This is a genomic window from Cupriavidus nantongensis (genome assembly GCF_041726985.1).
In the GTDB taxonomy this organism is placed as follows: domain Bacteria; phylum Pseudomonadota; class Gammaproteobacteria; order Burkholderiales; family Burkholderiaceae; genus Cupriavidus; species Cupriavidus nantongensis_A.
Window position 1 is genome coordinate 115,467 of record NZ_CP168302.1, and the last position, 26,994, is coordinate 142,460.

26 protein-coding genes are annotated in these 26,994 nt (G+C 68.0%); 13 read left to right on the forward strand and 13 right to left on the reverse strand.

The genetic code is table 11. The features are described 5' to 3' along the window. Nucleotides 1-59 precede the first annotated feature (59 nt). Complete coding sequence (locus ACEI37_RS00510; RefSeq protein WP_373377689.1) at nt 60-995, reverse strand: Bug family tripartite tricarboxylate transporter substrate binding protein; 936 nt, start codon at nt 993-995, stop codon at nt 60-62. Between the two features lie 240 nt (nt 996-1,235). On the opposite strand from ACEI37_RS00510, the gene ACEI37_RS00515 reads away from it, so the two are divergent. Then, complete coding sequence (locus ACEI37_RS00515; protein WP_373376822.1) at nt 1,236-2,069, forward strand: IclR family transcriptional regulator; 834 nt, start codon at nt 1,236-1,238, stop codon at nt 2,067-2,069. 4 nt (nt 2,070-2,073) lie between these two features. On the opposite strand, the gene ACEI37_RS00520 is transcribed toward ACEI37_RS00515, so the two are convergent. The 7 genes from ACEI37_RS00520 to phnG are packed head-to-tail and all read right to left on the reverse strand — an operon-like array spanning nt 2,074 to nt 8,075. Continuing rightward, complete coding sequence (locus ACEI37_RS00520) at nt 2,074-3,300, reverse strand: alpha-D-ribose 1-methylphosphonate 5-triphosphate diphosphatase (RefSeq protein WP_373376823.1); 1,227 nt, start codon at nt 3,298-3,300, stop codon at nt 2,074-2,076. 27 nt (nt 3,301-3,327) lie between these two features. Then, on the reverse strand, nt 3,328-4,083 hold the full coding sequence (gene phnL / locus ACEI37_RS00525) for a phosphonate C-P lyase system protein PhnL (protein ID WP_373376824.1): 756 nt from the start codon (nt 4,081-4,083) through the stop codon (nt 3,328-3,330). Nucleotides 4,084-4,088: 5 nt separating this feature from the next. Next, nucleotides 4,089-4,865, reverse strand: coding sequence for a phosphonate C-P lyase system protein PhnK (gene phnK, locus ACEI37_RS00530; RefSeq protein WP_062803124.1), 777 nt, complete (start codon nt 4,863-4,865; stop codon nt 4,089-4,091). Next, a complete protein-coding gene (locus ACEI37_RS00535) occupies nt 4,862-5,773 on the reverse strand; it encodes an alpha-D-ribose 1-methylphosphonate 5-phosphate C-P-lyase PhnJ (RefSeq protein WP_373376825.1) in 912 nt (303 codons plus the stop codon). Before ACEI37_RS00535 ends, phnK begins: the two co-directional genes overlap by 4 nt. Next, nucleotides 5,770-6,942, reverse strand: coding sequence for a carbon-phosphorus lyase complex subunit PhnI (locus tag ACEI37_RS00540; RefSeq protein WP_373376826.1), 1,173 nt, complete (start codon nt 6,940-6,942; stop codon nt 5,770-5,772). Before ACEI37_RS00540 ends, ACEI37_RS00535 begins: the two co-directional genes overlap by 4 nt. A 1-nt stretch (nt 6,943) precedes the next feature. Next, nucleotides 6,944-7,561, reverse strand: coding sequence for a phosphonate C-P lyase system protein PhnH (gene phnH / locus ACEI37_RS00545; protein ID WP_373376827.1), 618 nt, complete (start codon nt 7,559-7,561; stop codon nt 6,944-6,946). A gap of 1 nt (nt 7,562) precedes the next feature. After that, nucleotides 7,563-8,075 (reverse strand): phosphonate C-P lyase system protein PhnG, encoded by a 513-nt coding sequence (gene phnG / locus ACEI37_RS00550; RefSeq protein WP_373376828.1) that lies wholly within the window; start codon nt 8,073-8,075, stop codon nt 7,563-7,565. A 178-nt stretch (nt 8,076-8,253) separates the two neighbouring features. Here phnG and phnF point away from each other — a divergent pair, with 178 nt between their 5' ends. The 3 genes from phnF to phnN all read left to right on the forward strand — a co-directional run bounded on the left by phnF (nt 8,254) and on the right by phnN (nt 10,437). Further along, on the forward strand, nt 8,254-8,988 hold the full coding sequence (gene phnF / locus ACEI37_RS00555) for a phosphonate metabolism transcriptional regulator PhnF (protein WP_373376829.1): 735 nt from the start codon (nt 8,254-8,256) through the stop codon (nt 8,986-8,988). 136 nt (nt 8,989-9,124) lie between these two features. Then, nucleotides 9,125-9,850 (forward strand): DUF1045 domain-containing protein, encoded by a 726-nt coding sequence (locus ACEI37_RS00560; protein ID WP_373376830.1) that lies wholly within the window; start codon nt 9,125-9,127, stop codon nt 9,848-9,850. Continuing rightward, nucleotides 9,847-10,437, forward strand: coding sequence for a phosphonate metabolism protein/1,5-bisphosphokinase (PRPP-forming) PhnN (gene phnN / locus ACEI37_RS00565; protein ID WP_373376831.1), 591 nt, complete (start codon nt 9,847-9,849; stop codon nt 10,435-10,437). The genes ACEI37_RS00560 and phnN overlap by 4 nt, the downstream gene beginning before the upstream one ends. Before the next feature lie 2 nt (nt 10,438-10,439). Here the strand turns inward: phnN and ACEI37_RS00570 are convergent, their stop codons facing one another. The 4 genes from ACEI37_RS00570 to phnC all read right to left on the reverse strand — a co-directional run bounded on the left by ACEI37_RS00570 (nt 10,440) and on the right by phnC (nt 13,736). Continuing rightward, complete coding sequence (locus tag ACEI37_RS00570; protein ID WP_373376832.1) at nt 10,440-10,901, reverse strand: GNAT family N-acetyltransferase; 462 nt, start codon at nt 10,899-10,901, stop codon at nt 10,440-10,442. 5 nt (nt 10,902-10,906) lie between these two features. After that, nucleotides 10,907-11,719 (reverse strand): phosphonate ABC transporter, permease protein PhnE, encoded by an 813-nt coding sequence (gene phnE / locus ACEI37_RS00575; protein ID WP_373376833.1) that lies wholly within the window; start codon nt 11,717-11,719, stop codon nt 10,907-10,909. A gap of 104 nt (nt 11,720-11,823) precedes the next feature. Further along, a complete protein-coding gene (gene phnD / locus ACEI37_RS00580) occupies nt 11,824-12,825 on the reverse strand; it encodes a phosphonate ABC transporter substrate-binding protein (RefSeq protein WP_373376834.1) in 1,002 nt (333 codons plus the stop codon). Nucleotides 12,826-12,887: 62 nt separating this feature from the next. After that, on the reverse strand, nt 12,888-13,736 hold the full coding sequence (phnC, locus tag ACEI37_RS00585) for a phosphonate ABC transporter ATP-binding protein (protein ID WP_373376835.1): 849 nt from the start codon (nt 13,734-13,736) through the stop codon (nt 12,888-12,890). A 193-nt stretch (nt 13,737-13,929) separates the two neighbouring features. On the opposite strand from phnC, the gene ampC reads away from it, so the two are divergent. The 3 genes from ampC to ACEI37_RS00600 all read left to right on the forward strand — a co-directional run bounded on the left by ampC (nt 13,930) and on the right by ACEI37_RS00600 (nt 17,118). Further along, on the forward strand, nt 13,930-15,123 hold the full coding sequence (gene ampC, locus ACEI37_RS00590) for a class C beta-lactamase (protein WP_373376836.1): 1,194 nt from the start codon (nt 13,930-13,932) through the stop codon (nt 15,121-15,123). A 137-nt stretch (nt 15,124-15,260) separates the two neighbouring features. Continuing rightward, nucleotides 15,261-15,695, forward strand: coding sequence for a DUF305 domain-containing protein (locus ACEI37_RS00595; protein ID WP_373376837.1), 435 nt, complete (start codon nt 15,261-15,263; stop codon nt 15,693-15,695). 31 nt (nt 15,696-15,726) lie between these two features. Then, nucleotides 15,727-17,118: a YncE family protein gene (locus tag ACEI37_RS00600; protein WP_373376838.1), complete on the forward strand. Its 1,392-nt coding sequence runs from the start codon at nt 15,727-15,729 to the stop codon at nt 17,116-17,118. Between the two features lie 27 nt (nt 17,119-17,145). On the opposite strand, the gene ACEI37_RS00605 is transcribed toward ACEI37_RS00600, so the two are convergent. Then, complete coding sequence (locus ACEI37_RS00605) at nt 17,146-19,158, reverse strand: hypothetical protein (protein ID WP_373376839.1); 2,013 nt, start codon at nt 19,156-19,158, stop codon at nt 17,146-17,148. Nucleotides 19,159-19,854: 696 nt separating this feature from the next. Between ACEI37_RS00605 and ACEI37_RS00610 the strand changes: the two genes are divergently transcribed. The 6 genes from ACEI37_RS00610 (at nt 19,855) to tcuB (ending at nt 26,968) form a co-directional block, all read left to right on the forward strand. Further along, nucleotides 19,855-21,333: a cache domain-containing protein gene (locus tag ACEI37_RS00610; RefSeq protein ID WP_373377690.1), complete on the forward strand. Its 1,479-nt coding sequence runs from the start codon at nt 19,855-19,857 to the stop codon at nt 21,331-21,333. Next, on the forward strand, nt 21,330-22,001 hold the full coding sequence (locus tag ACEI37_RS00615; RefSeq protein WP_373376840.1) for a response regulator: 672 nt from the start codon (nt 21,330-21,332) through the stop codon (nt 21,999-22,001). The genes ACEI37_RS00610 and ACEI37_RS00615 overlap by 4 nt, the downstream gene beginning before the upstream one ends. A gap of 231 nt (nt 22,002-22,232) precedes the next feature. Next, entirely contained in the window at nt 22,233-23,681 is a 1,449-nt protein-coding gene (locus tag ACEI37_RS00620) for an aminotransferase class V-fold PLP-dependent enzyme (RefSeq protein ID WP_373376841.1), read from the forward strand. A 57-nt stretch (nt 23,682-23,738) separates the two neighbouring features. After that, complete coding sequence (locus ACEI37_RS00625; protein ID WP_373377691.1) at nt 23,739-24,179, forward strand: RidA family protein; 441 nt, start codon at nt 23,739-23,741, stop codon at nt 24,177-24,179. Between the two features lie 163 nt (nt 24,180-24,342). Further along, nucleotides 24,343-25,773: an FAD-dependent tricarballylate dehydrogenase TcuA gene (gene tcuA, locus ACEI37_RS00630; protein ID WP_373376842.1), complete on the forward strand. Its 1,431-nt coding sequence runs from the start codon at nt 24,343-24,345 to the stop codon at nt 25,771-25,773. Beyond that, on the forward strand, nt 25,757-26,968 hold the full coding sequence (gene tcuB, locus ACEI37_RS00635) for a tricarballylate utilization 4Fe-4S protein TcuB (protein WP_373376843.1): 1,212 nt from the start codon (nt 25,757-25,759) through the stop codon (nt 26,966-26,968). Before tcuA ends, tcuB begins: the two co-directional genes overlap by 17 nt. Nucleotides 26,969-26,994: the final 26 nt, after the last annotated feature.

Consider the following 26,994-nt stretch of genomic DNA (forward strand, 5'->3'; position numbering starts at 1 on the left):
TGGCAAAAAAAGCGCTGCCGTCCGGGCGCGCCGGACGGCCAGCGGTGTTGCGGCCGGACTCAGTTGTCCAGCGTGATCTTCAGGTCGCGGATCAGCCTGGTCCAGCGGCCGGACTCGCTGCGCAGCAGCTCGCTGAACTGCGCCGGTGTGTTGCCCACGGGCTCGACGCCAAAGTCGACCAGCCGCTTGTTGACCGCCGGCTCGCGGATGGCCGCGACCACGTCCTTGTTCAGCGTGTTGATCACCTCCGGCGGCGTGCCGGCCGGCACCACCATGCCCACCAGCGCGGCGGCTTCGACCCGCGGATAGCCCAGTTCGGCGAAGGTCGGCACATCGGGCAGCTGCGGCAGGCGGGTGGCATTGGCCACGGCCAGCGGGCGCACCTTGCCGCCCTTGATAAAGCCGGCGCCGGCGGCGTAGTCGACCATCATCGCGGCAACCTGGCCGGCGGCCACGTCGGACAGCGCCGGCGCGGCGCCGCGGTAGGGCGCATGTGTCATCGGCAGGCCGGCTTCCACCTTCAGCAGCTCCATCGCCAGGTGATGCGGGCTGCCGGCGCCGGCCGAGCCGTAGTTGATGCCGCCCTGCGTGGCCTTGGCCTGCGCGATGAAGTCCTTGGCGCTCCTGGCCGGGCTGGCGGCGCCCACCACCAGGATCATCGGGAAGCGGCCCAGCAGCGTTACCGGCGCCAGGTCCCTGGCGGGATGGTAGGACAGCGACTTGTACAGCACGGGATTGAACACCAGCGTGCCGTTGTCGGCCGACAGCACGGTATAGCCGTCGGCAGCGGCACGCGCGGTCTCGGCCGCGCCGATGGCGGTATTGCCGCCGGGCTTGTTGTCCACCACCACCGGTTGCCCGACCTTTGCCGACAGCCCCTGGCCAATGGTCCGCGCCAGGAAATCGGAGCCGCCGCCGGCGGCGTACGGGACGATCCAGCGGATCGGCTTGGCGGGATAGGGATCGGCGGCGTGGGCGATGCTCACGGCCAGCATCGGCAGGGTCAGCGCGCCGATGGCAAGGCGCGCGGTAACGGCAAGGCGGGGGCGGGGCATGATTTTTGTCTCCTGAAGGATGGACCGGGTCCTGCCCCGGCGTTTCCTGTTTTGCGTAAATCATATACGCATTGCGTAACGATTGAATGCGGGTTAACCTTGAACCGGCTCCTCGGCACGGTGTGGCATCGTCCGCTGTCGCCGTGAACACCCGCACAAGTCGCGTACCTCCGTCCCGCCATGCCCCGATCCAAAGCTGCTGAACCCGCCATCGAAACCGCCACCACCCGCACCCGCGAACGGCGCCAGCGCGTGCAGTCGGCCGTCACCGGCATGGCCGTCTTGAAGGGCCTGGCGCGCCTGGGCGGGCGTGCCAGCCTGACGGCGCTGGCCGCGCAGATCGACGAAAGCCCGGCCAAGGTCCATCGCTACCTGGTCAGCCTGGTGGAAGAAGACCTGGTGGCGCAGGAGCCGGGCACGCAGCAGTACCACCTTGGCTTCGAGGCGCTGCAGATCGGCATGGCGGCGATGCGCCAGGCCGACCCGATCCGGCTGGCCGAGGCGTCGCTGGTGCGCCTGCGCGAGACCCTGGAGGTGACCTGCTTCGTCGCGGTGATGGGCAACAAGGGCCCGACCATCATGCGCTTCGAGGAACCGGGCCTGCCGGTGACGGTGAACGTGCGCGCGGGCTCGGTGATGCCGCTGCTGTGGTCCGCGACCGGGCGCGTGTTCCTGGGCTTGCTCGATGAAAAGGGCGTGCTGGCGCAGGCCAGGGAGGAACTGGCGGCCGCCAGCCCGGCGCGGCTGGCGCAGCTCGATGCCCGCGACCCCATCGGCGCGTTGCGCCGCGCGGTGCAGGCCGATGACTGCGCCTGGGTGCGCGACACCAACCTGACCGGCATCAGCGCGGTGGCAGCGCCGGTGCGCGACTACACCGGTCGGGTGTGCGCGGTGCTGACCGCGCTGGGCGCCACCGGCGGCTTCGACCCCGCCATCGACGGGCCCATCGGCAGCGCCGTGCGGCGCGAGGCGCGCGCGGTCAGCGCGGCGCTGGGGTTCAACCCGCAGGGCTGACCCGTCAGACGGTCGCGTGCTCTCGCGCGGCACCGGGCCGGCGCGGCACGGCCGCAGCGCCGGCGGGCCGCAGCGACGGATAACCCGCCGCAAACACCAGCCGCCCGGCCGACCACGTGTGCGTGACCATCGGCTGGCCCGCCACCTCGGAAACCGCAATCACGTCGGCGCGCAGGCCCGGGGCCAGGCGGCCGCGATCAGCCAGCTGGCAGGCATCGGCGGGGTGGGCGGTGACCAGCGCCAGCGCCTGGTTCAGCGGCAGCCCGGCCTGGCGTCCGGCGGCATACGCGGCGGCGATCAGGGTGGAGGGCTGGTAGTCCGAGCACAGGATGGTGCCGGCGCCGGCCCGGATCGCGTCGATGGCGCGCATCGATCCGCTCTGGCTCTGGCCGCGCAGCACGTTGGGCGCGCCCAGGATGGTCGGCAGCGCACGGGCGCAAGCGGCCTGCGCGGTCTCCAGGTTGATCGGGAACTCGCTCATGCGCACGCCCAGCGCATGCATGGCGGCGATGCGCTGCGGCGAATCGTCGTCGTGGCTGGCAGTGGGAATGGCCAGCGCGTGCGCCGCGGCCACCAGCCGGTCGACGCGCTCGTGCGCGCCCTCCATCGCCGCGGCCCTCTGGCGCGCGGCATCGGCGGCGGCGTCGCGGCTCATGCCGTGGTTGCCCATCATGTAGGCCAGGTAAGCGTCCAGGGTCTTGAACTGGCCCTGGCCGGGCGAGTGGTCCATCACCGAGAGCAGGTCGACCACGCCTTCGGCCATCAGCGCTTCCAGCACCGGCACGGCGCCGGCATCGGTGACCTCGTAGCGGCAGTGGATGCGGTTGTCGACCAGGCTGTGCTGCCGGTAGGCGGCGATGGTGCGCACCACCGTGGCCGCGGTGTCGACGTTGCGCACGCCGAACTGGTTGCCGGCGAACGACAGCGCGTGATACGGGGTGGTAATGCCGGCGGCGGCGTTGCGGCGGTCGACCTGCGCCACGGCGAAATCCAGCGGGAACAGCACGCTGGCGCGCGGTTCCACCTCTTTCTCGATGGCGTCGCAATGCACGTCCACCAGCCCGGGCATCACGGCGTGGCCATGCAGTTCTACCACGGTGGCATGCGCGGGCACGGCCGCGGGTGCCGGCTCGATCGCCGCGATGCGGCCATCCTCGATCAGCAGCGCGCTGTCGTGCAGCACGCGGTCCGGCAGCACCAGGGTGGCGTGGGTCAGGTAGGTCGCGGGCATGTCTGGCTCCGTTCTGGGCGGTTCGGTTCAGGCGAGGGCGGCAGGGGTGGCGGCAGGGGTGGCGGTAGGGGTGGCGGATTGCAGCGGCAGCAGGCGCGTGGCCACGGCATCGCGCACGGCTTCGTCGTGGAAGATGCCGATCAGCGCCCGGCCTTCGGCCAGCGCTTCGCGGATCAGCGCGACCACCACGGCGCGGTTGTCGGGGTCGAGCGAGGCGGTGGGCTCGTCCAGCAGCAGGATCGGATGGCCGCCGATCAGGCCGCGCGCGATATTGACGCGCTGCTGCTCGCCGCCCGAGAAGGTGGCGGGCGGCAGCTCCCACAGCCGGCGCGGCAGGTTCAGCCGCGCCAGCAGTTCGGCGGCGCGGGCGCGCGCCTCGTCCTCGCCGGCGCCGCGCTGCCGCAGCGGATCGGCCACCACGTCGAGCGCGCCCACGCGCGGGATCGCACGCAGGAACTGGCTGACATAGCCGATCACGTCGCGGCGCAGCTGCAGCACGCGCTGCTCGCTGGCGCGGCCCAGCTCGACCCACGGCGCGCCGTCGGCGCTGGTATCGCGCAGCCGGATGCTGCCTTCGGTGGCCAGGTAGTTGCCATACAGGCAGCGCAACAGCGTGCTCTTGCCGGTGCCTGACGGCCCCGACAGCACCAGGCATTCGCCGCGCGCGGCATCGAAATCGATCGCGCGCAATACCGGCAGGCGAATCCCGCCCTGGTTGTGCAGCGTAAACATCTTGCCGAGGCCGCGCACCTCGACCAGCTTCTGTGGTTGTTCTGCGTGCATCGTGCTCAGCCCTGCAGGATGGAAGAAACCAGCAACTGCGTGTACGGATGCTGGGGATCGTCGAGGATCTGGTCGGTCAGCCCCTGCTCGACCACGCGCCCGCCCTGCATCACCAGGGTGCGGTGCGCCAGCAGCCTGGCCACGGCCAGGTCGTGCGTGACCAGCACCGCGGCCAGGTCCAGGTCGGCCACCAGGCGGCGCAGCAGGTCCAGCAGGCGGGCCTGCACCGACACATCGAGCGACGCCGTGGGCTCGTCCATGAACACCAGGCGCGGATGCGTGACCAGGTTGCGCGCAATCTGCAGCCGCTGCTGCATGCCGCCGGAAAAAGTGCCGGGGACATCGTCCAGCCGCGCCAGGTCGATCTCCATCTTTTCCAGCCAGTTGCCGGCGACTTCGCGCAGGTTGCCGTAATGGCGCTCGCCCACGGCCATCAGCCGCTCGGCGATATTGGCGCCGGCGCTGACCTGCATGCGCAGGCCGTCGCGCGCGTGCTGGCGCACGAAGCCCCAGTCGGTGCGCGCCAGCAGCCGCAGGCGCGCGCTGGACAAGGTGGCGAGGTCGGTCAGGCCGGACTCGCGCATGGCGTAGCTGACCGTGCCGCGCTGTGCCGGTGCCTGCATCGACAGCGCCTGCAGCAGCGTGCTCTTGCCCGAGCCCGACTCGCCCACCACGCACAGCACTTCGCCCGGATACAGGTCGAAGCTGACGTCATGGCAGCCGTGCAGGCCGTCCCAGGTGCGCGTCAGGTTGCGCACCGACAGCAGCGGGGCGGCGCTCATTGCGCAGCTCCGGTAGCGCTCTCGACGGCTTGTGCGGCCTGAGCGGCCTGGCGCCCGGCGCAGTACTCGGTATCCGAGCACACGAACCGGCGCGTGCCGGCGTCGTCGGTGATGATCTCGTCCAGGTAGCTGTCGGTGGCGCCGCACTGCGCGCAGCAGTTGGACCACGACTCCACGGTGAAGGGGTGGTCGGCGAAGTCCAGGCTCTTGACCGCGGTGTACGGCGGCACCGCATAGACGCGCTTTTCGCGGCCCGCGCCGAACAGCATCAGAGCAGGGCTGCGGTCCAGCTTGGGGTTGTCGAACTTCGGAATCGGCGAAGGCCGCATCATGTAGCGCTGGTTGACGATCACGGGGTAGTCGTAGGTGGTGGCGATGTGGCCGTGGCGGGCGATGTCCTCGTACAGCTTGACGTGCATCGCGCCGTATTCCGCCAGCGCGTGCATGGTGCGGGTCTCGCCTTCGCTCGGCTCCAGCCAGCGCAGCGGCTCGGGGATCGGCACCTGGAACACCACGGTCTGGCCCGCGCGCAGCGGGGTTTCGGGAATCCGGTGGCGGGTCTGGATGATGCTGGCCTCGGCGGTGCGCTCGGTGGTCGGCACGCCGGTGACGCGGGCGAAGAAGCGGCGGATATTGATGGCATTGGTGGTGTCGTCCGAGCCCTGGTCGATCACCTTGAGTACATCGTCCTTGCCGATGATCGCGGCGGTCACCTGGATGCCGCCGGTACCCCAGCCGTATGGCAGCGGCATCTCGCGGCTGCCGAACGGGACCTGGTAGCCCGGGATCGCCACCGCCTTGAGCAAGGCGCGGCGCAGCATGCGCTTGGTCGATTCGTCCAGATAGCCGAAGTTGTAGTGCTGGTCGCGGGCGATGTCCGCGGCCATGGCGGTGTCGGCGGCGCTCATGCCAGCGTCTCCTCTTGCGGCTGTGGCTGGGGTTGCGGCTGTGAATGCGGCTGTGATTGCGGTTGCGATGGTGCTGTCACGACTTCGGGGCAAGCCGGCGCGTCGGCGCCCTCGGCGCGCAGCCGGCGCAGCAGCTCCAGGTTGGCCTGGAAGTCCACGTAGTGCGGCAGCTTCAGGTGCTGGACGAAGCCCGAGGCCTCGACGTTGTCGCTGTGGTACAGCATGAATTCGATATCGTTGGCCGGCGCGTCGGCGGCCTCGCCCAGCGCTTCGGCGCGCATGGCGCGGTCGGCCAGCGCCATCGACATCGCCTTGCGCTCGTTGTAGCCGAACACCAGCCCGTAGCCGCGCGTAAAGCGCGGCGCCTCGTCGGCATTGCCGGCGAACTGGCTCACCATCTGGCATTCGGTCAGTTCGATCTCGCCGATGGTGACGGCAAAGCCGAGCTCTTCGACGAACAGCTCTACCTCGGCCGTGCCGTAGCGGATCTCGGCCGCGAACGGGTGCGAATTGCCGTAGCCGCGCTGGGTCGAGTAGCCCATCGACAGCAGGAAGCCTTCGTCGGCGCGCGCCAGGTTCTGCAGGCGCGCGGCGCGGCCAGCGGGGAAGGTCAGCGGCTCGCGCGTCAGGTCGGGCGGGGCGGGGTCACCGGGGGGAATCGCATCGGCCTCGACCAGCTCGTCCGCTTCCAGCAGGCTGGTCACGCGCGGCATCGCTGCGGCGAGCGGCTCGTGATCAGCAGGCAGGGGCTGCGGCGCGCGTCCGGTTTCGAGCGAGAAATCCAGCAGCCGCTGCGTGTAGTCGTAGGTAGGCCCCAGCACCTGGCCACCCGGCACGTCCTTGAAGGTCGACGAGATCCGGCGCTGCAGGCGCATCGCGCCGGTATCGAGCGGCTGGGTGTAGCCGAAGCGCGCCAGCGTGGTGCGGTACGCGCGCAGCAGGAAGATCGCCTCGATCTGGTCGCCGGCGGCCTGCTTGAGCGCCAGCGCGGCCAGATGCGGGTCGTACAGCGAGCCCTCGGCCATCACGCGCGACACCGCCAGCGGCATCTGCTCGCGGATCTGTGCCAGCGTCAGTTCCGGCACCGCGGTATCGCCGCGGCGATAGGCGTCGAGCATCCGGTAGGAATTGAGGATGGCGCGCTCGCCTCCCTTGACGGCTACGTACATGTCAGTCCTCCACGATGGTGGTGCGCGTCAGCGCGCAGAACCGGTCGCCGCTGCACAGCAGCAGGTCCACGCCGACCGGGAAGCCGGCGTTGTTGGCGCGCCAGGCCGCGCGAAAACCAGCGGGCAGGCCGGCAACATGCAACGTTTGCGTGTGCGCGATGCCGGGGCCGCGCAGCGTCAGGGCCTCGCCGTCGGTGAGCGAGGCTACTTCCACCAGCAACGTGGCCGAGCGGTCCGGGAAGGCCGGGTCGCCCTGCGCGCAGTCCGTGAGCGCCGGCATGGCATGGCCGGCCGGCACGCAGACGAAGGCCGCGGCGCCGGGCGCTTCCGTCAGCCGGCAGCCGCAATGAAAGCGCAGGAAGGCGCGCGCCGCGGCCGGCACGGCGGCGGGCAGCCAGACCGGCGTATCGGCATCGGCCAGTGTCAGCAGCAGCGCTGCCAGCGCCGGCGACAGGCCTTCGGGCAAGCCGCTGCGGGCCGGCAGCGTCTGCAGCTGGCCCGGATGGGCAAACGCCTGCAGCGCGGCGCGGAACACCTGCTGGGCGTCGTCGACCGGATCGTTGAAGCCGGGCAGCAGCGCGGCGGCCGGCGTGGACAGCATCGGTTGGGCGGTGTGCATGTCAGTCTTCTCCGCGGACCATGGTGAAGAACTCGACGCGCGTCTGCGCGGCCGTGGCCGCAGCCTGCGCGGCGCGGCTGGCGTGTGCGTCGGCCAGCGGCGCGAGCACCAGGTCCTGCACGCGCTGGTGCCAGGCCGGCCGCTGCAGCAGCGCGTCCAGCACCGCGGCCTGCTCGGCATGGCGTTCGCTGCGGCCCTGCACATAGGCGATGCCAGCGGCAGCGGCCCCGTCGACATCGGCGCCGCCATCCTCGAGCACGACGGCGCAGCGCGTCACCGTGATTTCGCCAAGGTTGAACTGGGCCCCGGTGCCGCCGGCGCGGCCCCGCACCATGGCCATGCCGGCCTCGGGCTTGCGCAGCAGCCGGTAAGCGGGCAGGGCCTGCGCCTGCGTAAGCCGTTGGTAGGCGCCGTCGAGCGCATCGGTCGGCGCGGTCGCCAGGATCCGCAGCCAGGCGGCGCGGGCAGCATGGGCGGCGGGCACATCCGGCCGCGCGGTTTCGCTTTGCATCATCACCCCTATACGTCTATACGTTTAGATGTCGTTGCGGGAACACGCAGCCACTAGACCACAGCGAAATGAAGCTTTCATGACGGGGCAGGGGATTGCTCGGGCACGCTGCCAGCGCGGCGTGACTCAGGCAGAATCGCACGGCATGGTTTAACGCTTGATGACAAGAGGACAGCGCGAGATGTCTGATCGAGAAGTGGAACGGGGTTCGGGCGTCGCGGTGTGGCGCCAGATTGGCGAGGCGCTGGCGGACGACATCCGCAAGAAGCTGTACCTGCCGGGCGAGCAATTGCCGCCGGAGCCTGAGCTCGCCAACCGCTTCGCCGTGAACCGGCATACCATCCGCCGCGCCATGGGCGAGCTGGAGCTGAGCGGGCTGGTGCGCATCGAGCAGGGCCGCGGCACCTTTGTGCAGGAGCATGCGATCGACTACGCCATCGGACGCCGCACGCGCTTCTCGCAGAACCTGGCGGCGCAGGGCGTGCGCGGCCATACCGAAGTCGTCGCCAGCCAGGTGGTGCGCGCACCGGACGTCGCGAAGCAGCTGGGGCTGGGGCGCACCGCCGAGCTGCTCCATGCGCAGATGATCGGCAAGGCCGAGGACCGCACCATCGACGTGGCCGAGCACTACTTCGACCTGAAGCGCTTTCCCGGCATCGACGAGGTGCTGCGCGCCAAACAATCGGTATCGCGCGCGCTGGCGCAGTTCGGCATTGCCGATTACACGCGCAAGTGGTCACGCATTACCGCGGCGATGCCGACCGCGCCGGTGGCGCGGATGCTGAACCAGCCCAAGACGCGCCCGGTGCTGCAGGTCGAGGCGCTGAACGTCGATATCGACGGCAACCCGGTGCAGTACAGCGTGGTGCGATTCGCCGGCGACTGGGTGCAGCTGACGGTGTCCGACCGTGACTGAGGCGGCCGCGCGGGATTGGTCTAGACATCCGGCTGTCATCTGCCTGCGCTACTGTCTGCGGTCAACCCCACCAAACCGGGGCAGTCTGCGCCTGTGCGCGCGTCCACAGGCATGATGCCGCTGGTAACCTTGCCGCATGACTCAAGCCGCGTACCGCTACGCCATCTACCTGTCGCCATCCGGCCCGCTGGGCACCTTCGGCAATCACTGGCTGGGGCGCGACGCCGACACCGGCGCCACGCTACCTCCGCCCGCCGACCTGCCCGCCGCGCCGGCGGAGTGGATCAGCGCGCCGGCCCACTACGGCCTGCATGCCACCCTGAAGCCGCCGTTCCGGCTTGCCGACGGCGCCAACGGGGCGATGGTCGATGCCGCCGCGCGGGAGCTTGCGCGCCGGCAAACGCCGTTCGACGCAGCGCTGGCGCTGCGCGCGCTGCGGGGTTTCGTAGCGTGGACGCTTGCCGATGGCGGCTCGCCGCCGATGCAGGCGCTGGCCGATGCCTGCGTGCTGGCCTTCGACTCCTTGCGCGCACCGCCATCGGCGCAGGAACTGGCCAGGCGTGTGCCCGACCGGCTGAGCGATGAAGAGCGCCGCATGCTCGACGCATGGGGCTACCCGTATGTGTTCGGCACTTTCGTGTTCCATATCACCCTGACCGGCATGCTCGATGCCGCCGGCCAGCGCGCCGCGATCGCACAGCTCGAGGCGGCCAGCGGCAAGCTGCTGCAAGCGCCGTTGCCTGTGGACCGCATCAGCGTCTTCGTGCAGCCAGCCCAGGGCGAGGACTTTGTCGTCGCCCGCCATTACGGTTTCGATGGCAGCACCACGGACGGCGCCGGCGCGGCGTACCTGGGCGCATGAGTGCGGCGACCGTGGCCGACGGACACGGCCTGTTCTACCTGATGGGACCGTCCGGCAGCGGCAAGGACTCGCTGCTGCGCGCGCTGCGCGAGCGCCTGGGCGCCGATCACCGCATCGTCATCGCGCATCGCTACATTACCCGCGCCGCCGACGCCAACGAGGCCTCGGTGGCGCTGACGCCCGAGGAATTCCACCGCCGCCGCGCGCTGGGCTGCCTGGCGCTGGACTGGCACAGCCACGGCCTGCACTACGGCATCGGCATCGAGATCGAGCAGTGGCTGGCGCGGGGCCTGACGGTCATCGTCAACGGCTCGCGCGAGTACCTGCCGCAAGCGGTGGCACGCTACCCGAAGCTGTGCGCGGTACACGTGCGGGTTCAGCCGGACGTGCTGGCCGCGCGGCTGCGCCAGCGCGGACGCGAGCCGGAAGACGCGATTGCGAAACGGCTGGCCCGCGCGCGGCAGGCGTTTGCCGTGCCCGCCGGATGCCGGCTGGTCGAGATCGACAACAGCGGCGGGCTGGAGAACGCGTTGGCGGCGCTGGCGCAACTGGTGGGCGCCTCGCCTGCAGCGGCGCGCCAAGCCTGAGTTCAGAGCCCGATGCTGAAGCTGATGCCATGCTCGGTAAAACCGAGCTGGCGATAGAACTGGTGGGCGCGCAGGCGCCGCGCATTGGATGAGAGCGCCAGCTTGGCCGCACCGGCCTCGCGTGCCAGCCGCATCGCCTCGCGCATCATGGCCTTGCCGATGCCCATGCCGCGCGCGGCCGGCGCCACCACTACGGCCTCGACGATCGCCTCGGGGCGCCCGTCGTGGACCATCACCGGGAACACCAGCAGGCTGAAGGTGCCGAGCGGCACCTCGTCCGCGCCCACCATCATGTAGCAGCGGTAGTCCGGATAGCGGCGCATGGTGGCATAGCGCTCCCGCATGGTGGCGAGCGGCAGCGGCGCCTCGCCGTCCATCGCGGCCAGCAGCGCGGACAGGTGCAGCAGCTCGGCGTCGGAGCCGCGCACTTCGCGCAGGGCCAGAGAGACTTCGGTGGCCGGCATGGTGTTCAGACCAGCACCTTGCGGATCTGGGCCGACAGGATGTCGATGGCCGAGACGAACACGATGATGATGATCATCACCGCGCAGGTCTGCCCGTACTGGAAGCTGCGGATGATTTCCCACAGCACGGTGCCAATGCCGCCGGCGCCGACGATGCCCACTACCGACGCCGAACGCACGTTGGACTCGAAGCGGTACAGCGCGAACGAAAGCCACAGCGGCAGCACCTGCGGAATCACGCCGTAGACGATTTCCTCGACCGGGCCGGCGCCGGTGGCGCGCACGCCTTCGACCGGGCGCGGGTCGATGGCTTCGACCGCTTCGGCAAACAGCTTGGCCAGCACGCCGGTGGTGTGGATCCAGACCGCCAGCACGCCGGCGAACGGGCCCAGCCCGACGGCGACGATAAACAGCATGGCAAACACCATTTCGTTGATGGCGCGGCATGCATCCATGATGCGGCGCGCGGGCTGGTAGACCCAGGCCGGCACGATGTTGGCCGAGCACAGCAGGCCCAGCGGCACCGCTACCACCACGGCCAGTGCCGTGCCCCACAGCGCGATCTGCACGGTGACCAGCATCTCGTCCAGGTAGTGGCGCCAGTCGCGGAAATCGGGCGGGAAGAAATCCGCCGCGAACCTGGCCATGTTGTCGGAATCGCGCAGCAGGTCGAGCGGGCGCATGTCGGCGCCTTGCCACGACAGGGCCAGCATGGCCAGCAGCACCGCCCAGGTCAGCGGCACGGCAAGGGGCGTGCGCGGCGGGCGCACGTGGCTTCGGGGCGTCGGGGGCAGGCCGGGCGTGGCGGAGACGGTCATGGAGCGGTCCGGATACAGCTGGGATTGGAAAGCGGTGCGAGGCAGGCGGCGACGGCCGCCGGCCCCGGTGAGACAGGTCGAACAGTGAGGTGGCGGCGAACCGGTTACTGCGTGCTGCTGGCGCTGCCGGCGGCCTTGTCCAGTTCCGCCAGGCGGCGGGTCACGTCGGACAGGCGCTTTTCCTTGTCGGCGGCGGCCAGCGTGGTGTCGGATTCGATCTTGGCCTTTTCGCGCGCGAGCTCGATCTGGCGGATCGGCACCAGCTGGGCATCGTTCGAGGCGCGGAAGCCCTGATAGGTCAAGCTTGCCAGCACCTGCTTCTCGCGCGCCGCGTCGGTGCCCTTGCCGTAGTTGACGAAGAAGGTCTGGATCTTCTTCTTCAGTTCGGGCGACAGGTCCTTGCGGTAGACCATCGGGTCGGCCGGGATCAGCGGCGACTTCCACAGCACCCGCACCTGGTCATAGGCGTTCTTGCCCGTATTGATGCGGTAGCGCTCCATGTTCTCGGTGTTGTTGACGGCCACGTCGACCTGCTTGTTCAGCACCGACAGCAGGTTGGTTTCATGGTTGCCGATGCGCACGGCCTTGAACAGCGTTTTCGGCTCGACCTTGTTGGCGCTCCACAGGTAGAAGCCCGGCACCGCCGTGCCCGAGGTGGAGTTGGGGTCGCCGGCGCCGTAGGTCAGGTCCTTGCCGCGCTTGATTACGTCTTCGACGCTCTTCAGGTCGCTGTCCTTGTTGACCACCAGCACAGACCAGTAGCCCGGGTTGCCGTCCTTGTCGATCACCGACGCAAACACCTCGCCGCTGGCGCGGTCGACCGCTTCCATGGCCGACTTGTTGCCAAACCAGGCGATCTGCACCTTGTTGAAACGCATGCCTTCGATGATGCCGGCATAGTCGGAGGCGAAGAACGGCTTGATGGGCACGCCCAGGGTCTTGCTCAGGTCGTCGATCAGCGGCTGCCAGGCGGTTTTCAGGTTCGACGACGACTCGGTCGAGATAAACCCGATGTTCAGGCTCTTCGCCTCCTGGGCGAAGGCGGGCAGGGCCGGGAGGGCAACCGCGGCCGAGGCCGCGACGGCGATGAAGGTTCTGCGAAGCATGGGCAACTCCGGTGGAAAGCGGTTTGGGGGGAATGGGGCTGCGGCGGGGCTGCGGCAACCGCTCAGGCGGCCGCCAGGTTCATCGTGACCAGCGCCGGCGCCGGCATGGGCGCGGCGCTGTCGTCGTCTTCAGGCACGGCATCGCGCAGCAGTTCGTCCGCTTCGGTGCCGTAGAGGTCGCGCAGCATGGCCGGCGTCAGCGCGGCCGAGGGGCCGTCATAGACCACCTTGCCATGGCGCAGCGCGACCACGCGCGGGCAGTAGCGCAGGGCCACATCCACCTGGTGCAGCGACACCACCACCGCCACCTTGCGGGTGCGGTTGATCTGCCTGAGCAGCGACATCACGCGGCGCGAGGATTCCGGATCGAGCGAGGCGATAGGCTCGTCGGCCAGGATCACGCTGGCGTTCTGCACCAGCGTGCGCGCAATCGCGGCGCGCTGCTGCTGGCCGCCCGACAGCGTCGAGGCCCGCTGAAAGGCATAGTCGTCTATACCAACTTGCGCAAGCGCATCGAGCCCGCTGCGGATTTCATCGGCCTTGAACCAACGCAGCAGGCCGCGCCACTTCGGTACGCGCGCCAGCATGCCGACCAGCACATTGGTGATTACGGGCAGGCGTCCCACCAGGTTGAACTGCTGGAACACGAAGCCGATCTCGCGCCGCACCTGGCGCACGTTGCCGGCCAGGCGGCCGTTGCGCTGCACGTGGCGGCCGTTGACCAGGATCTCGCCGGCGTCGCCGGCGACGAAGCCGGCCACGTGGCGCAGCAGCGTAGACTTGCCGGATCCGGACGCGCCCAGCAGCGCGACCATCTCGCCCGGTGCGATCTGCAGCGTGACATCGTCAAGCGCCTTGCGGTCCGTACGGAACGATTTGCTCAGTCCGCGGACTTCAATTGCGTGCGTCATGTCGACTCCCCTGACTTGAATGACCTGCGCATTCTGGCGGGGGTGGATGACAGAACGATGACCGGCGGACCGATCCGGAACGGTCATCGGCCACCCGGTTTTTGGCGGGCGAGGCCGGGGAGCCGGTAAAGTCTCGTTTATTTCCCACGCAGGCTGCGCTGTTTGCCGGCGCACCACGGCCCGGCGATTTGATATGAACCAGACTCTTCAAAAGGCGATGCAAGCCATTGCCGCTGCCGCGGCGCTGCTTTGCGGCGCCGGTGCCCATGCTGCCGAGCGTGTCGATGCGGCCACGCTCAAGCGTGTCGTCGACGCGGCGATCCAGCCGGTGATGCAGGCGCACGATGTGCCGGGCATGGCCGTGACCGTGACGGCCGGCGGCAAGCAGTACGACTTCCACTACGGCGTCGCCGCCAAGGCGGGCGGCCGCAAGGTCGATGCCGATACGTTGTTCGAGATCGGCTCGGTCAGCAAGACCTTCACCGCGACGCTGGCCGCCTATGCGCAGGCCCGCGGCGACCTGTCGCTGACCGACCATGCGGCGAAATACCTGCCGCAACTCGCGGGCAGCAGCGTGGGCGCGACCAGCCTGCTGGACCTGGGCACATACGCGGCTGGCGGGCTGCCGCTGCAGTTTCCGGAGACCGTCACCGATACCGGCAAGATGGTCGATTATTTCCGCAGCTGGCGTCCCCGCTACGCCCCCGGCACCCACCGTCAGTACTCGAATCCCAGCATCGGCCTGTTCGGCTACCTCGCCGCGCGCAGCATGGGGCAGCCGTTCGACGTGCTGATGGAGAAGACGCTGTTCCCCGCACTGGGGTTGCGCAGCACCTACATCACGGTGCCGAAGGCGCGCATGAAAGACTATGCCTATGGCTACGCCAGGGACGGCAAGGCGGTCCGGGTTACGCCCGGCGTGCTGGATGCCGAGGCCTACGGCGTCAAGACCACATCGGCCGACATGATGCGCTTCGTCATGGCCAATATCGACGGCAGCGGGCTGGACCAGACCTTGCAGCGCGCGCTGGCCAGCACCCGCACCGGCTACTTCAAGGTCGGAGACATGGTGCAGGGACTGGCGTGGGAAATGTACGCGTGGCCGGCGCAGCGGGACAGCGTGCTGGCGGGCAGCTCGCAGCAGGTGGTGTTCGAGGCCAACCCGGTGGCACGGCTGGAGCCGCCGCAGGCGCCGCGCAGCGCCATGCTGGTCAACAAGACCGGCTCGACCAATGGCTTCGGCGCCTATGTCGCCTACGTGCCGTCGCAGCGCATCGGCATCGTGATGCTGGCAAACAAGAACTACCCGGTCGCGGAGCGGGTGAAGGCGGCGTACAAGGTGCTGCAGTATCTGGACGGACAGCCGGTGGGGGAGGGCAAGCCTTGAAGGGACGTTTTCAGTAGAGGCCAAGGCCCAGGAAAATTTTTCGTCAGTGACGGAATAGTTGGGGCGCCTGGCGTGTATACGCAGGAAACCATCCCGGTCCAGGCCCACGCCAGTCCGGGCCAACCGGAGACCCTGCGATGCAACGAAGTTCCTTACGCCCTGGCGCCGGCACCGCGGTACGCGCCCTGGCGGCACTGTGCCTGTCGGCCGCAAGCCTGACCGCGCCGGCCCAGAACGCGCACCAGCACCCGGGCCAGGCGTCACCGCCGCCCTTCATCGCCAGCACCGCAAAACCCTATGCCGGCCTGATCGATGACGCCATGAACGTGATGCACCACGGCATGACGCAAGCCCCCACCAACGGCAATCCCGACCATGACTTCGTCGCCATGATGATCCCGCACCACCAGGGCGCGATCGACATGGCCAAGGCGCTGCTGCTGTACGGCAAGGATCCCGCGCTGCGCAACCTGGCGCAGGGCATCATCACCGAGCAGCAGAACGAGATACGGCTGATGCAGGCGTGGCTGCAGCGTCACCAGGCCCAGCCGTCCCAGCTCACGCCGCGCTGACCATACCAACCGCATCCATCCCCTTACCGCCATGAAGAAGAACACGCTTGTCGCCCTGGCCATCTCGCTCGGCGCCCCACTGGCCGGCGCCGCCCCGCAACCGCAGGATCGCGTCTACACCGCGGACCAGAACAGCAACACCGTGTCGGTGATCGACCCCGCCGCCAACCGGCTGCTGGGCCAGATCCGGCTAGGCAATGCACGGCCCGACGTGCTGTCGCCGCTGTACAAGGGCGAGCTCAACGTACACGGCCTGGGCTTCTCCCCGGACCACCGGACCCTGATCGCCATCTCCAATGGCTCCAACTCGGTCGCGTTCATCGATACCGCCACCAACCGGGTCAAGGGCATCGCCTATATCGGCCGCTCGCCGCACGAGGGCTTCTTTACCGCCGACGGCAAGGAGGTATGGGTGGTGGTGCGCGGCGAAGACTACATCTCGGTCATCGATCCCGCCACGTTCCGTGAAACCCGGCGCATCCCGACCACGGCGGGACCGGGCATGGTGCTGTTCCACCCGGCGGGCAAGCTTGCCTTCGTCGTGTCCAGTTTCAATCCGGTGGTCGACGTGATCGATGTCAAGGCCCGCAAGGTGGTGAAGCGGCTGGACGTGGCCAGCCCGTTCTCGCCGTTCCTGCAATTCACGCCGGACTTCAGGGAAGTCTGGATGACGCACAAGGACGTGGGGAAGGTCACGCGGATCGATACCGAGAAGCTGGCCGTGAAGGGCGTGTTCGATACCGGCTTTATCACCAACCACCTGGCCTTTGCCCGCACCGCGCGCGGCACGCATGCCTACGTCACGGTGGGTGGCGAGAACGTGGTGAAGGTGTTCACCACCGATGCCACGCCCACGCTGGTCGCGACCATTCCCGTCGGCGCGCTGCCGCATGGCATCTGGGCCGCCGACGACGGCTCGCGCGTGTATGTCGGCCTGGAGAACGGCGACGCGGTGGACGTGATCGACACCGCGGATAACCGCGTCATCGCGCGCGTGCCGGTGGGCCAGGCGCCGCAGGCGCTGGTCTATGTCAGCAACGCGGTACCCGGCGGCGCCGGCAACGGCAACCTGTTGCCGAGAGCGAACACCGAGCCGCTCAACGTTGCGCTCAGGCCGGTCCGCGGCGGCGACGCCAAGGGCTTTGTGGTGGCGCGCAACCTGGGTGTGGTCGATGCGCTCGAGGTCTCGCTGTTCAAGCTGAAGCCCGAAACGCAATACAGCGTCTACGTGGGCGGGCACAAGACGCCGGTGGCAAGCTTCAGGACCAATCCGGCCGGCATGGTCAACGGCACCGCGATCGGCCCGCTGCGAGAGGTGGTGTCGACGCTGTCGCCGCAGGCGCCGTCACCGGCGCAACTGGTGGTGATGGAGGGCAACGCGCCGCCGGACCCGGCCACCGCGGTACTGGTCAGCGCGCCATGAGCGCGATCGCGAGCTGGGGCAGGGGGCTCACGGCACATTGCTCTGGGTGAAATCGAAGGGCTTGCCGGGCACGTCATAGGCGCCGCCGAACTCGAACGGCGCATTGCCCGACTTGCCGACGCCGATATGCAGCGGCGTATTCCCGCCTTGCAGGGCAATCGGCGCGTAGCGGTAGTTCATCACCTGCCTGCCGGTGTAATCCGCAATGGTGATCACGCTGGTCAGCAGCGGGTTCTGCTGGGTCTCGTCCACCGTGATGGGATCGACAATGCGCGAATCCTGCAGCGTCTTCTCCACGGTCAGGCCGACCATGTCGACCAGCTGGATCTTCTGCGCGCCACGCGAGACCACCCACAGCCTGGTGTTGGAATTGCCAAGTCCCACGTTGACATGGTGCTTCATGCTGGTGGGGTTCTTGCCGACCTGCACGCTCAGCATCTCCTCGATCCGCCCGGGATCGGGATTGCGGCCGGACTGCAGCCCGGCCACGGAGAACGCGCGGATCTTGCCTTCCTCCGTCGCCACCCAGGCGCGGCCGGGGACCGGCAGGATCGAGATCCGGACCGCCGTGGGCTTCTGCGGCAGGCGCACCGACTTGACGATGGTCGGTGCATAGTTGTCGACGGCAAATACCGGCGGCCACTGGGCATCGCCAAGCCCGGTGTTGGCCAGCGTCGATTGCAGTGCGGCATGGCTGCCTTCGAAGTACGCGCGGTTGACCTTGTCGAACAGCGGCTTGAGGTTCAGGAAAATCACCTTCTTCTCGGACTTCGAAATCACCGCCGCCACGCCTGCCCGCGATACCAGCCTGCCGTTGATGCCGGCACGCGTGAAGCTCCTCTGGTTCACGCTGCTGGTGGCGGGGTTCACCTCGGTCTTGGTCAGGCTGGCGCCGCGGCGGCCGACCGGGTCGATCAGCCAGCCCTGCGTGCTGTTGTCCTGCATCACGGCAAAATCCGTCACGGCCGACACATCGGTCGGCGCTACCATCCCGGGCAGGTCGATAAAGCCCAGCAGCTTGATAAAGACAAAGTTGGAGATGTTGCGCAGGCCGGGGTAAAGGCCTGGCCACGAGCCCGCGCTGGGATCATAGGGCCCGCCCACCTTGCTGCCATCGGCCAGGCTGCCCAGCGCCAGCACCGCCAGCTGGCCCTTGAAGCTGACGGTATCCCAGACCGTCACCAGCGCGAATTCCGAATTGGTCGTGATCGCAATCGCCGTGGGCACCTTGCCGGCAGGCAACTTCACGGCCGCGGAGTGCGAGGCGGTATTGCTGCCCACGGAGGCAATCAGGCCATTCTGGAACGCGATCAAAGCCTGCGCGCAATCGTGTTCGCTGCAGCGCCCCATGGCAATCGGGCGCCTGGGCAATTCGCCGCCATTGGCCGCGATATGGTTGTTCAACTGGGGATCGGTCGCGACATGCCCGTAAACCCACGGCAACTGCGGTTTCTCGGCAACCGTCCCGGCACTCAGCGCCAGTGTCAGCAGCGAGGTAACGCCGGGGTCCGATGCCGCATCCGCGCGATAAATGACATCCCCCATATTGCTGCCGTAATCGTTGCGGGAGCAATCCAGCTCGCCCAGCTGATAGATGACCTTCAGGTTGTGATCCGGCTCGGACTTGGGAAACTCCTTTTGGTAGCAGGGATTGCCGTGCGGATAGAAGGTTTTGTCGCCCGGTTGCCAGTGCGTTGGCGCCCCCGCCACCGGTTTGGTATTGGCCGGGCCGTAGCGATAGGCGATGGCCTCGTCGCTGCTGTAGTCGGACGCAATCGCCAGATAGGCTTCCCGCACCAGCTTGCCTTCGGCATCGACGACGTCTTCGAACCATGGCCGCGGCGGTGCTGCCGGCACGGTCGCTGCGGGCAGCGGGCGCTCCGCAGGCACTTGCGCGGGCACTGGCTTGGCGGCCACCACCACCGATGCGGTACCAGACGGCACCGGCGCCGCGGCGCGGCGCTCGGCATCGCGTTCGCAGCCGGCCAGCGCCAGCATGACGACGCAGGAAGCCAGCGTCAGTTTGACGGCCCGACGCATGGCGGTGTGGTGCGATGGCAAGCGTTTCCCAGGCATCAGTCTTTATGCGGCGCAAAAGAAAATCGTGGGGCGCAAAGATTCGCCAGGTTGGACTTTGGCAGCTTTTTGGGCGCCGCTTAGTACGGCAGCGCATATTTCTGGTGCGTCAGGCGCGCACATCGGGAGCTAATGCAGTTCAGTTAGCCACTGTCGTTCCCGCGCAGGCGGGAACCCAGTGACTTTCAACGACGCTGGATTCCCGCCTGCGCGGGAATGACAGTAGTGTTTGACGCCTTCGCTGAGCAGAGTTGGCGCGCTTGTGGGCTCATGTCTGCATTGTTATCGGTAATCGCCCCAATCGACGTTCCGGCGCGCTTGCATAATGCGTTGCCGGTTCCGGCACGCTGCTTGCTTTTTGCCACAAAACGACATAGGTTTCCTCATGCATATCGGTTGAGCCATTGGTTCGCCGGCTGCATCAGGGGTCGAGAAACCGGCTGGCAAAGCGCGGGACCAAAACACCGGACCAAAACGCGCGCACAGGACGGTTTCGATAAATCGAACTGGGAGGAATCGATTTGTCGTGGCGGCGTCGGCATTCTCGCCAACGCCGCCTCGGTGTTTTCGTCGGCGGGCTTGCAGTCGGCCCGCCAACCCGAGTATGACCGGCTCCCCTGGGCCCCCGCGATGATCCAACTGCCCCCGCGCGTGCAGAGCATGACGATCCGCATGAGAACGGTCGCCTTGTCGGCGGCCTTCATGCTGGTGGTGTTTCTGCTGGTGACCTGGATGGTCTCGTACCAGATGGTCAGCCATTCCCGCCAGGACCGCAAACAGGTCCAGGCCGTGTACGTGGCCAGCAAGGAAAAGGAGCTGCGCCACTACGTCGAACTCGGGCACGCGACCCTGACACGCATCGCCCAGGGCAGCGGCGAGGAGGCCGCGCTGCAGCAACAGGCGCTCGCCGCGCTGTCGCGCATGCATTTCGGCAATGACGGCTACTTCTTTGTCTACGATCGCCTCGGCAACGTGCTGCTGAACCCGGGCAGCATGGGCATCGACGGTGTCGATTTCTGCGACCCGGCCGATACCGGCAGCGACCAGGCCAGGATGCTGATCAAACAGGCGCAAGCCGGCGGCGGCATTGTCCGGTACAACTGGATCAAGCCGTCCTCGCGTACCGAGGCACCCAAGATGTCGTATGTGAGGACCGCCGACAAATGGGGCTGGGTCATTGGCGCCGGCCTCTACATGGACGACATCGAGCGTGAACTGGCCGCGTTCGATGCCAACGCCGCCCGCACGCTGCGCGATACGCAGATTCGGCTGACGGCCTTCGCGATCGGCTCGGTCATGCTGATCAGCCTGGCCGGACTGGCCTGGAACCTGCGCAATTCACGCATCTCCGGCGAGAAGCTGCGGCGCCTGGCGCGGCGCGTGGTGAGCTCGCAGGAAGAGGAGCGCGCCCGCGTCGCGCGCGAACTGCATGATGGCGTGGTGCAGGTGCTGGTGTCATCCAAGTACCTGCTCGAGACCGCGCAGGTGCATCTGGAACAGGGCCCGGGCACCGCCCCGGACAAGGACCACCCGCCATCGCACCGCCACGCGCCGCAGGCACTGCTGGCACAGGGCCTGGGCCGCCTGCAGGAAGCGCTGGTCGAGATCCGGCGGGTCTCGCACGGGCTGCATCCGGCCTTGCTGAGCGACCTGGGGCTGGCCGCCGCGCTGCGCATGCTGGTCGAGCAGCTGCACCCGCAGCGTGCCGTGGAGGTGCGCTTCATCGAGCAAGGGGCCATCCCCGCGCTGTCGCAGGCCCAGCGAACCGCGCTGTTCCGGGTCGCGCAGGAGGCCTTGAACAACGCCCTTACGCATGCGCAGGCGGGCCGGGTCCAGGTCACGCTGGCCGGCAGCGGCCATCACGTCGCGCTGACGATCGAGGACAACGGCGATGGCTTCGACCTGAACAAGGTCCGCGCCGACGGCAAGGGCGGCATCGGCCTGCGCAATATGCGCGAGCGCATCGAAAGCCTGGAAGGCAGCGACTTCGCCGTGCACACCGGCCCCGGCGGCACGCGCGTCGAGGCCCGCCTGCGCCTGCCGGCGCCAGCGCCCGAGACACAGACCAGGATCAGGACCACAACCCGGCCCGCACGACGCCTGGGCCATCATTCCCCCGCCAGGAGGCCTGCCGCATGACCCCCAACCTTCGTGTGCTGCTGGTCGATGACCATCCGTTTGTGCTCGACGGCGTCCGGCTGCGCCTGGAGGCCACCGGGGAAATGACGGTGGTGGGCCAGGCAGCAAGCGTGGAGGAGGCCATCGTCCTGGCTGGTCAGCACGACCCGGACCTGGTGGTGTCGGACATCCACATGCCCGATGCCAACGGCCTGCAGCTGGCCACGCGCTTTGCCGAACGCTTTCCGTCGGTGCGCGTGATCGCGCTGTCGATGCACAAGGACCCCGAATACGTGCGGCGCGCCTTTGCGCTGGGCGTCGCCGCCTACGTCCTCAAGGAAGCGCCCGCGCAGGAACTGGTGACCGCGATCCGCACCGTCGCGGCCGGCGGCACTTATCTCAACGCCGAACTGCAGGCCTTCCTGCACACCGACGAGCCACCACCGTCGTCGCGCCGCGCGCTGACGCCGAAGGAAGCCACGGTGCTGAAGCTGCTGGCCGAGGGCCGCTCCAACAAGGAGATCGCCGAGCGGCTCGGCACCTCGGTGCGCACCGTCGAAACGCACCGGCTGCACCTGCGCCGCAAGCTGCAGGTTGGTGGCCGCGCCGAGCTGGTGAAGTACGCGGTCCACTTCTCCGACCTGCACACGATCCAGCTGGCCGACGCCGCACTGGCCGCCGACTGCTGACTGCCCTTCACCCGTGCGATGTGTTCATGCCTGGTGCGCCTGCACCGCGGCAGGGCGGTGGTGCGCACCATCATCGCCGCGCAAAACGGGCTCTCTGTATTACTGCGTAGGGGAAAGTCGTGCTGCTGTTGCCGCGGTTGTTTGCGTAGACTTTTTTCCAGAACAGGCGCCAGGCATGCGGGCACGCTGGCCGGCCGATGCGCCGAACGTCGGACACAACGGGAGAGCACCATGGACGAGCTGAAGCAAACGCAGAGAGCGGCTGTCGCAACGCCACCGCATCCGGAAGACATGGCGACCTGGACGCCAAAGCGGCGCGATTTTTTACGCATGCTGGCCTACGGGGCCGGCTCGCTGGCGTTGGCGCCGCTGATCAGCGCCTGCTCGGACGACGCCTCGGCGGCATCGTCCGACCTGCGTTCGCAGCTGGCGCAGGACGAAGCCTTCTGGACCGAGGTGCAGGGCATGTTCGTGCTCAAGCCCGAGAAGGTCTACATGAACATCGGCACCGGAGGCTCGATGCCCAAGGTGGTGCTCGATGTGTTCGGCCAGGAGAACCTGGCCAAGGCCGCGGATTCATCGAGCGGCTACGGCAACCTGGCCGACCTGCGCGCGGCCGTAGCCAAGGGCTTCGGCGTCGACGGCGATGAAGTGGCATTTTCCGGCAATACCTCGTCGGGCATGTGCCATGCAATCCTTGGCATCAAATGGGAACCTGGCGACGTGGTGGTCACGACCAACCACGAACACGGCGGCGGCCTGACCCCGCTCAATATCGCGGTGGACCGCTACGGCATCGAGGTCTCGACCATTGCGCTGCCGGTCGGCAACAACCAGACCGCAAGCACCTATGTCCAGCTGTTCGACGAGCGCATCCGCGCGCTCAAGGGGCAGGGCAAGCGGGTGCGCGCGATGATGTGGTCGTCGCCCACCTACAAGACCGGCACCATGCTGCCGATCGCCGACCTGATGCAGGTGGTAAAGGCCCACAGCCTCATCAGCATCGTCGACGGCGCCCACCTGCCTGGCATGATGGCGTACGACTACGGCGCGCTGGGCATGGACTTCATGTCCGGCGCCGGCCACAAGTGGCAGTGCGGCCCGGGTTCCACCGGCATCCTGGTGATCCGCAACAAGATGCGCCCGTCCAATCCGCTGCCGCTGCCGGAGTGGTATCCGATCCATACCAGCTCCTACGTCAGGCAGCCGCGCGGCGCCTATGACATCGCCGCCACGGTGACGTCCTGCGGCAGCCTGCACGTGCCGATGTTCCGCGCACTGGCGCGCGCCTGCGAGATGTGGGACACCATCGGCAGGAAGAAGATCGAGACCTACGACCTGACGCTGTCGTCGTACCTGAAGGAGAAGATCGTCGAACGCTGGGGCGTCGAGTCGCTGTACTCGCCCAAGGACGATCCGAAGCTGCTGTCCGCGCTGACCTGCTTCAACCCGTTCCGCAATCGCGACGATGTCATGAACCAGCAAAAGGCCACGATGTTCGTCAACCGCATGCTGAGCGACTTTGCCCCGGGTTTCGTGATCCGCTCGGTGAACTTCGAGGTCATCGGCGCGCCGGCCCAGCACTACGGCATCCGCATCTCCACGCACCTGTGGCACGACGCCAACGACATCGACCGGCTGGTCGATTCGATGTGGACCTTGTCCGGCGCCATGGCGTAACCGGTCCCGTCTCAATACACGACAAGAGTCAAGCCCATGAAACGATCTATCGCTCTGATGGCCGCGGCGCTGTGCGGCGCGGCATCGCTCTCGGCCTGCGCCCAGCACGGCGGCACGCTGCGCGCGGTCTCGTCGACCGACGCCCCCAAGGCCATTGGCCCGTACTCCCAGGCCATCCGCGCCGGCAACGTGCTGTATCTTGCCGGCCAGATCCCGATCCACCCGAAGACCGGCGAATTGCTCAAGGATGCGCCCATCGAAGCCCAGACCCGGCTGGTGCTCGACAACCTGAAGGCGGTACTCGCGGCCGACGGCATGACCATGGCCGACGTCGTCTCCACCACCGTCTACATGAAGGACCTGAACGACTTCGGCAAGATGAACGAGGTCTACGGGACCTACTTCACCGGCGTCGCGCCGGCACGGGCAACGGTGCAGGTCGCGCGCCTGCCGCGCGACGTTGCCGTGGAGATCGGGGCGATCGCGGTCAAGCCCTGAGGAGGTCTTGGGGGGAAGAGGGCAGCGGGGTACGGTTTGGGCCGTCCCCGCTGTTGGTATTTGCGCCCCCGACCCTTCACAAAAACTGAACACGCCTTAACCACCACCATCTTTCGTCTCCATCGGGCCCTGCTTACAGTCGAGCCCACAAGGAGATTCCCCCATGAAAGATGTGCTGGTGATCGGCGGCGGCAATGCCGCGCTGTGCGCCGCGTTGATGGCGCGCGAGGCGGGTGCTTCGGTGCTGTTGCTGGAGGGCTCGCCGCGCGCATGGCGCGGCGGCAATTCGCAGCACACCCGCAACCTGCGCTGCATGCATGATGCGCCGCAGGATGTGCTGGTCGACGCCTACCCGGAAGAGGAGTACTGGCAAGACCTGCTGAAGGTGACGGGTGGCATCACCAACGAGCAGCTGGCGCGCATGACGATCCGCGCCTCGTCGCGTTGCCGGGGATGGATGCGCCGGCACGGCGTGCATTTCCAGCCGCCGTTGTCGGGGGCGCTGCATGTGGCGCGCACCAATGCCTTCTTCATGGGCGGCGGCAAGGCGCTGGTCAACGCCTATTTCCGCAGTGCGGGGGCACTTGGTGTCGAAATCCGCTACGACACTCCGGTGGTTGCCATCGAGCGCGACGGCGACCGTTTCGTCGCGGCCGTGACCGCTGCCGGCGAGCGCATCGAGGCCAGGTCCTGCGTGCTGGCCGCCGGCGGCTTCGAGTCGAACCGGGACTGGCTGCGCGAAGCCTGGGGCCAGAACGAACGCGGCGAGTGGCCGTCGGACAATTTCCTGATCCGGGGCACGCGCTTCAACCAGGGCGTGCTGCTGCGCCATATGATCGACGCCGGCGCCGATGCGATCGGCGATCCGACCCAGGCGCATATGGTGGCGATCGACGCGCGCGCTCCGCTCTATGACGGCGGCATCTGCACGCGGATTGATTGTGTCTCGCTCGGCGTGGTCGTCAATCGCGACGCCGAGCGCTTCTACGACGAGGGCGAGGACTTCTGGCCCAAGCGCTACGCCATCTGGGGACGGCTGGTTGCGCAGCAGCCGGGCCAGATCGGCTACTCGATCATCGACCAGAAGGCCATCGGCCGCTTCATGCCGCCGGTGTTCCCGGGCACGAGCGCCAATACGCTCGGCGAACTGGCGCGCAAGCTCGGCGTGCCGGAAGCCAGCTTCGTGCGGACCGTCGAAGCCTTCAACGCCGCCTGCCGGCCTGGCACCTTCGACCACACGGTGCTGGACGACTGCGCCACCGCGGGCATCGCCCCGGCCAAGACGCACTGGGCGCGTCCGCTCGACACGCCGCCCTACATCGGCTACGCGCTGCGTCCCGGCGTGACCTTCACTTACCTGGGCCTCAAGGTCAACGAGAGCGCGCAGGTCCACTTTGATGGCAGGCCGAGCCCGAACCTGTTCGTCGCCGGCGAGATGATGGCTGGCAACGTGCTGGGCAAGGGCTATACCGCCGGCGTCGGCATGGCGATCGGCACGGCGTTCGGCCGCATCGCCGGCGTGGGCGCCGCGCGCGCCTGCGGCTTCCAACATCCCGATTTCGATATGGAGCAGTCCGATGCCTTCGCTGGCTGAACTGGTCGATCAAGCTCATGCCGACGCGCAAGGCGTGGGCGGCACTGACCGGCGCGTGATTCCGATCCACCCCGTATTGCCGCTGACAGCCGCCGAGGGCGAGGCCGCGCGCATCCTGCAGATCTGCAATGCCTGCCGCTATTGCGAAGGCTTCTGCGCGGTGTTCCCCGCGATGACGCGCCGGCTCGAGTTCGGCCGCGCCGACGTGCACTATATGGCCAACCTGTGCCACAACTGCGGCGCATGCCTGCATGCGTGCCAGTACGCGCCGCCGCACGAGTTCGCCGTCAATATCCCGGTGGCGATGGCGGAGGTCCGTGGCCAGACCTACCAGGACTATGCCTGGCCGCCAGTGCTGGGCAAGCTGTACCGGCGCAATGGCCTGACCGTGTCGCTGGCCCTGGCGCTCGCGCTGACCCTGTTCCTGCTGCTCGCCGTGGCGCTCAACGGTACCTTGTGGGGCGGACCTGCCAGCGGCAATTTCTACGCGCTGTTCCCGCACAACCTGCTGGTGTCGATGTTTGCACCGGTGTTCGGCTTCGTCGTGCTTGCGCTGGCGATGGGCGTGCGCAGGTTCTGGCGCGAAGTCACCCCGGCGACGAGCGGCGCGCCAGTGAGCGCACCGGCGGCGGCAGAGGCGGGGGCCGCCGTGCTGCGGCTGAAATACCTCGACGGCGGTCACGGTGCCGGCTGCAACAATGCCGACGACGCCTTCACGCTGTCACGCCGGCGTTTCCATCACCTGACGTTCTATGGCTTCGCGCTGTGCTTTGCCGCCACCGCCGTGGCGACGATCTATCACTATGCCTTCGGCTGGCAAGCGCCCTACGAACTGCCGAGCCTGCCCAAGGTGCTCGGTGCCGTCGGCGGCGTCAGTCTCGCGATCGGCACCGCGGGGCTCGGCTGGCTCAACCTGCAACGCCACCGCCTGCACCTGGCGCATGGCCAGCGGCCAATGGACCTGGGCTTCATCGCCTTGCTGTTCCTGACTGCCACCAGCGGCCTGGCGCTGTGGCTGGGCCGCGGCTCGCCGGCAATGGCGATGCTCTTATGCCTGCACCTGGGCGCGGTGATGGCGCTGTTCGCCACCATGCCCTACGGCAAGTTTGCGCACGGTGTGTTCCGCGGTGCCGCGCTGCTGCGCCACGCGGTCGAGAAACGCCGACCTAACCCGGTCGGACTCGGCGCGGACTGACCGGCCGAGGCCCGGCCAATCCCCAC

What these genes read in the sequence shown, in the direction of transcription:
- ACEI37_RS00510 (WP_373377689.1), bottom strand. Translation starts at nt 995, where the DNA reads ATGCTGGCCGTGAGCATCGCCCACGCCGCCGATCCCTATCCCGCCAAG.
- ACEI37_RS00515 (WP_373376822.1), top strand. Translation starts at nt 1,236, where the DNA reads ATGCCCCGATCCAAAGCTGCTGAACCCGCCATCGAAACCGCCACCACC.
- ACEI37_RS00520 (WP_373376823.1), bottom strand. Translation starts at nt 3,300, where the DNA reads ATGCCCGCGACCTACCTGACCCACGCCACCCTGGTGCTGCCGGACCGC.
- phnL (WP_373376824.1), bottom strand. Translation starts at nt 4,083, where the DNA reads ATGCACGCAGAACAACCACAGAAGCTGGTCGAGGTGCGCGGCCTCGGC.
- phnK (WP_062803124.1), bottom strand. Translation starts at nt 4,865, where the DNA reads ATGAGCGCCGCCCCGCTGCTGTCGGTGCGCAACCTGACGCGCACCTGG.
- ACEI37_RS00535 (WP_373376825.1), bottom strand. Translation starts at nt 5,773, where the DNA reads ATGAGCGCCGCCGACACCGCCATGGCCGCGGACATCGCCCGCGACCAG.
- ACEI37_RS00540 (WP_373376826.1), bottom strand. Translation starts at nt 6,942, where the DNA reads ATGTACGTAGCCGTCAAGGGAGGCGAGCGCGCCATCCTCAATTCCTAC.
- phnH (WP_373376827.1), bottom strand. Translation starts at nt 7,561, where the DNA reads ATGCACACCGCCCAACCGATGCTGTCCACGCCGGCCGCCGCGCTGCTG.
- phnG (WP_373376828.1), bottom strand. Translation starts at nt 8,075, where the DNA reads ATGATGCAAAGCGAAACCGCGCGGCCGGATGTGCCCGCCGCCCATGCT.
- phnF (WP_373376829.1), top strand. Translation starts at nt 8,254, where the DNA reads ATGTCTGATCGAGAAGTGGAACGGGGTTCGGGCGTCGCGGTGTGGCGC.
- ACEI37_RS00560 (WP_373376830.1), top strand. Translation starts at nt 9,125, where the DNA reads ATGACTCAAGCCGCGTACCGCTACGCCATCTACCTGTCGCCATCCGGC.
- phnN (WP_373376831.1), top strand. Translation starts at nt 9,847, where the DNA reads ATGAGTGCGGCGACCGTGGCCGACGGACACGGCCTGTTCTACCTGATG.
- ACEI37_RS00570 (WP_373376832.1), bottom strand. Translation starts at nt 10,901, where the DNA reads ATGCCGGCCACCGAAGTCTCTCTGGCCCTGCGCGAAGTGCGCGGCTCC.
- phnE (WP_373376833.1), bottom strand. Translation starts at nt 11,719, where the DNA reads ATGACCGTCTCCGCCACGCCCGGCCTGCCCCCGACGCCCCGAAGCCAC.
- phnD (WP_373376834.1), bottom strand. Translation starts at nt 12,825, where the DNA reads ATGCTTCGCAGAACCTTCATCGCCGTCGCGGCCTCGGCCGCGGTTGCC.
- phnC (WP_373376835.1), bottom strand. Translation starts at nt 13,736, where the DNA reads ATGACGCACGCAATTGAAGTCCGCGGACTGAGCAAATCGTTCCGTACG.
- ampC (WP_373376836.1), top strand. Translation starts at nt 13,930, where the DNA reads ATGAACCAGACTCTTCAAAAGGCGATGCAAGCCATTGCCGCTGCCGCG.
- ACEI37_RS00595 (WP_373376837.1), top strand. Translation starts at nt 15,261, where the DNA reads ATGCAACGAAGTTCCTTACGCCCTGGCGCCGGCACCGCGGTACGCGCC.
- ACEI37_RS00600 (WP_373376838.1), top strand. Translation starts at nt 15,727, where the DNA reads ATGAAGAAGAACACGCTTGTCGCCCTGGCCATCTCGCTCGGCGCCCCA.
- ACEI37_RS00605 (WP_373376839.1), bottom strand. Translation starts at nt 19,158, where the DNA reads ATGCGTCGGGCCGTCAAACTGACGCTGGCTTCCTGCGTCGTCATGCTG.
- ACEI37_RS00610 (WP_373377690.1), top strand. Translation starts at nt 19,855, where the DNA reads ATGACGATCCGCATGAGAACGGTCGCCTTGTCGGCGGCCTTCATGCTG.
- ACEI37_RS00615 (WP_373376840.1), top strand. Translation starts at nt 21,330, where the DNA reads ATGACCCCCAACCTTCGTGTGCTGCTGGTCGATGACCATCCGTTTGTG.
- ACEI37_RS00620 (WP_373376841.1), top strand. Translation starts at nt 22,233, where the DNA reads ATGGACGAGCTGAAGCAAACGCAGAGAGCGGCTGTCGCAACGCCACCG.
- ACEI37_RS00625 (WP_373377691.1), top strand. Translation starts at nt 23,739, where the DNA reads ATGGCCGCGGCGCTGTGCGGCGCGGCATCGCTCTCGGCCTGCGCCCAG.
- tcuA (WP_373376842.1), top strand. Translation starts at nt 24,343, where the DNA reads ATGAAAGATGTGCTGGTGATCGGCGGCGGCAATGCCGCGCTGTGCGCC.
- tcuB (WP_373376843.1), top strand. Translation starts at nt 25,757, where the DNA reads ATGCCTTCGCTGGCTGAACTGGTCGATCAAGCTCATGCCGACGCGCAA.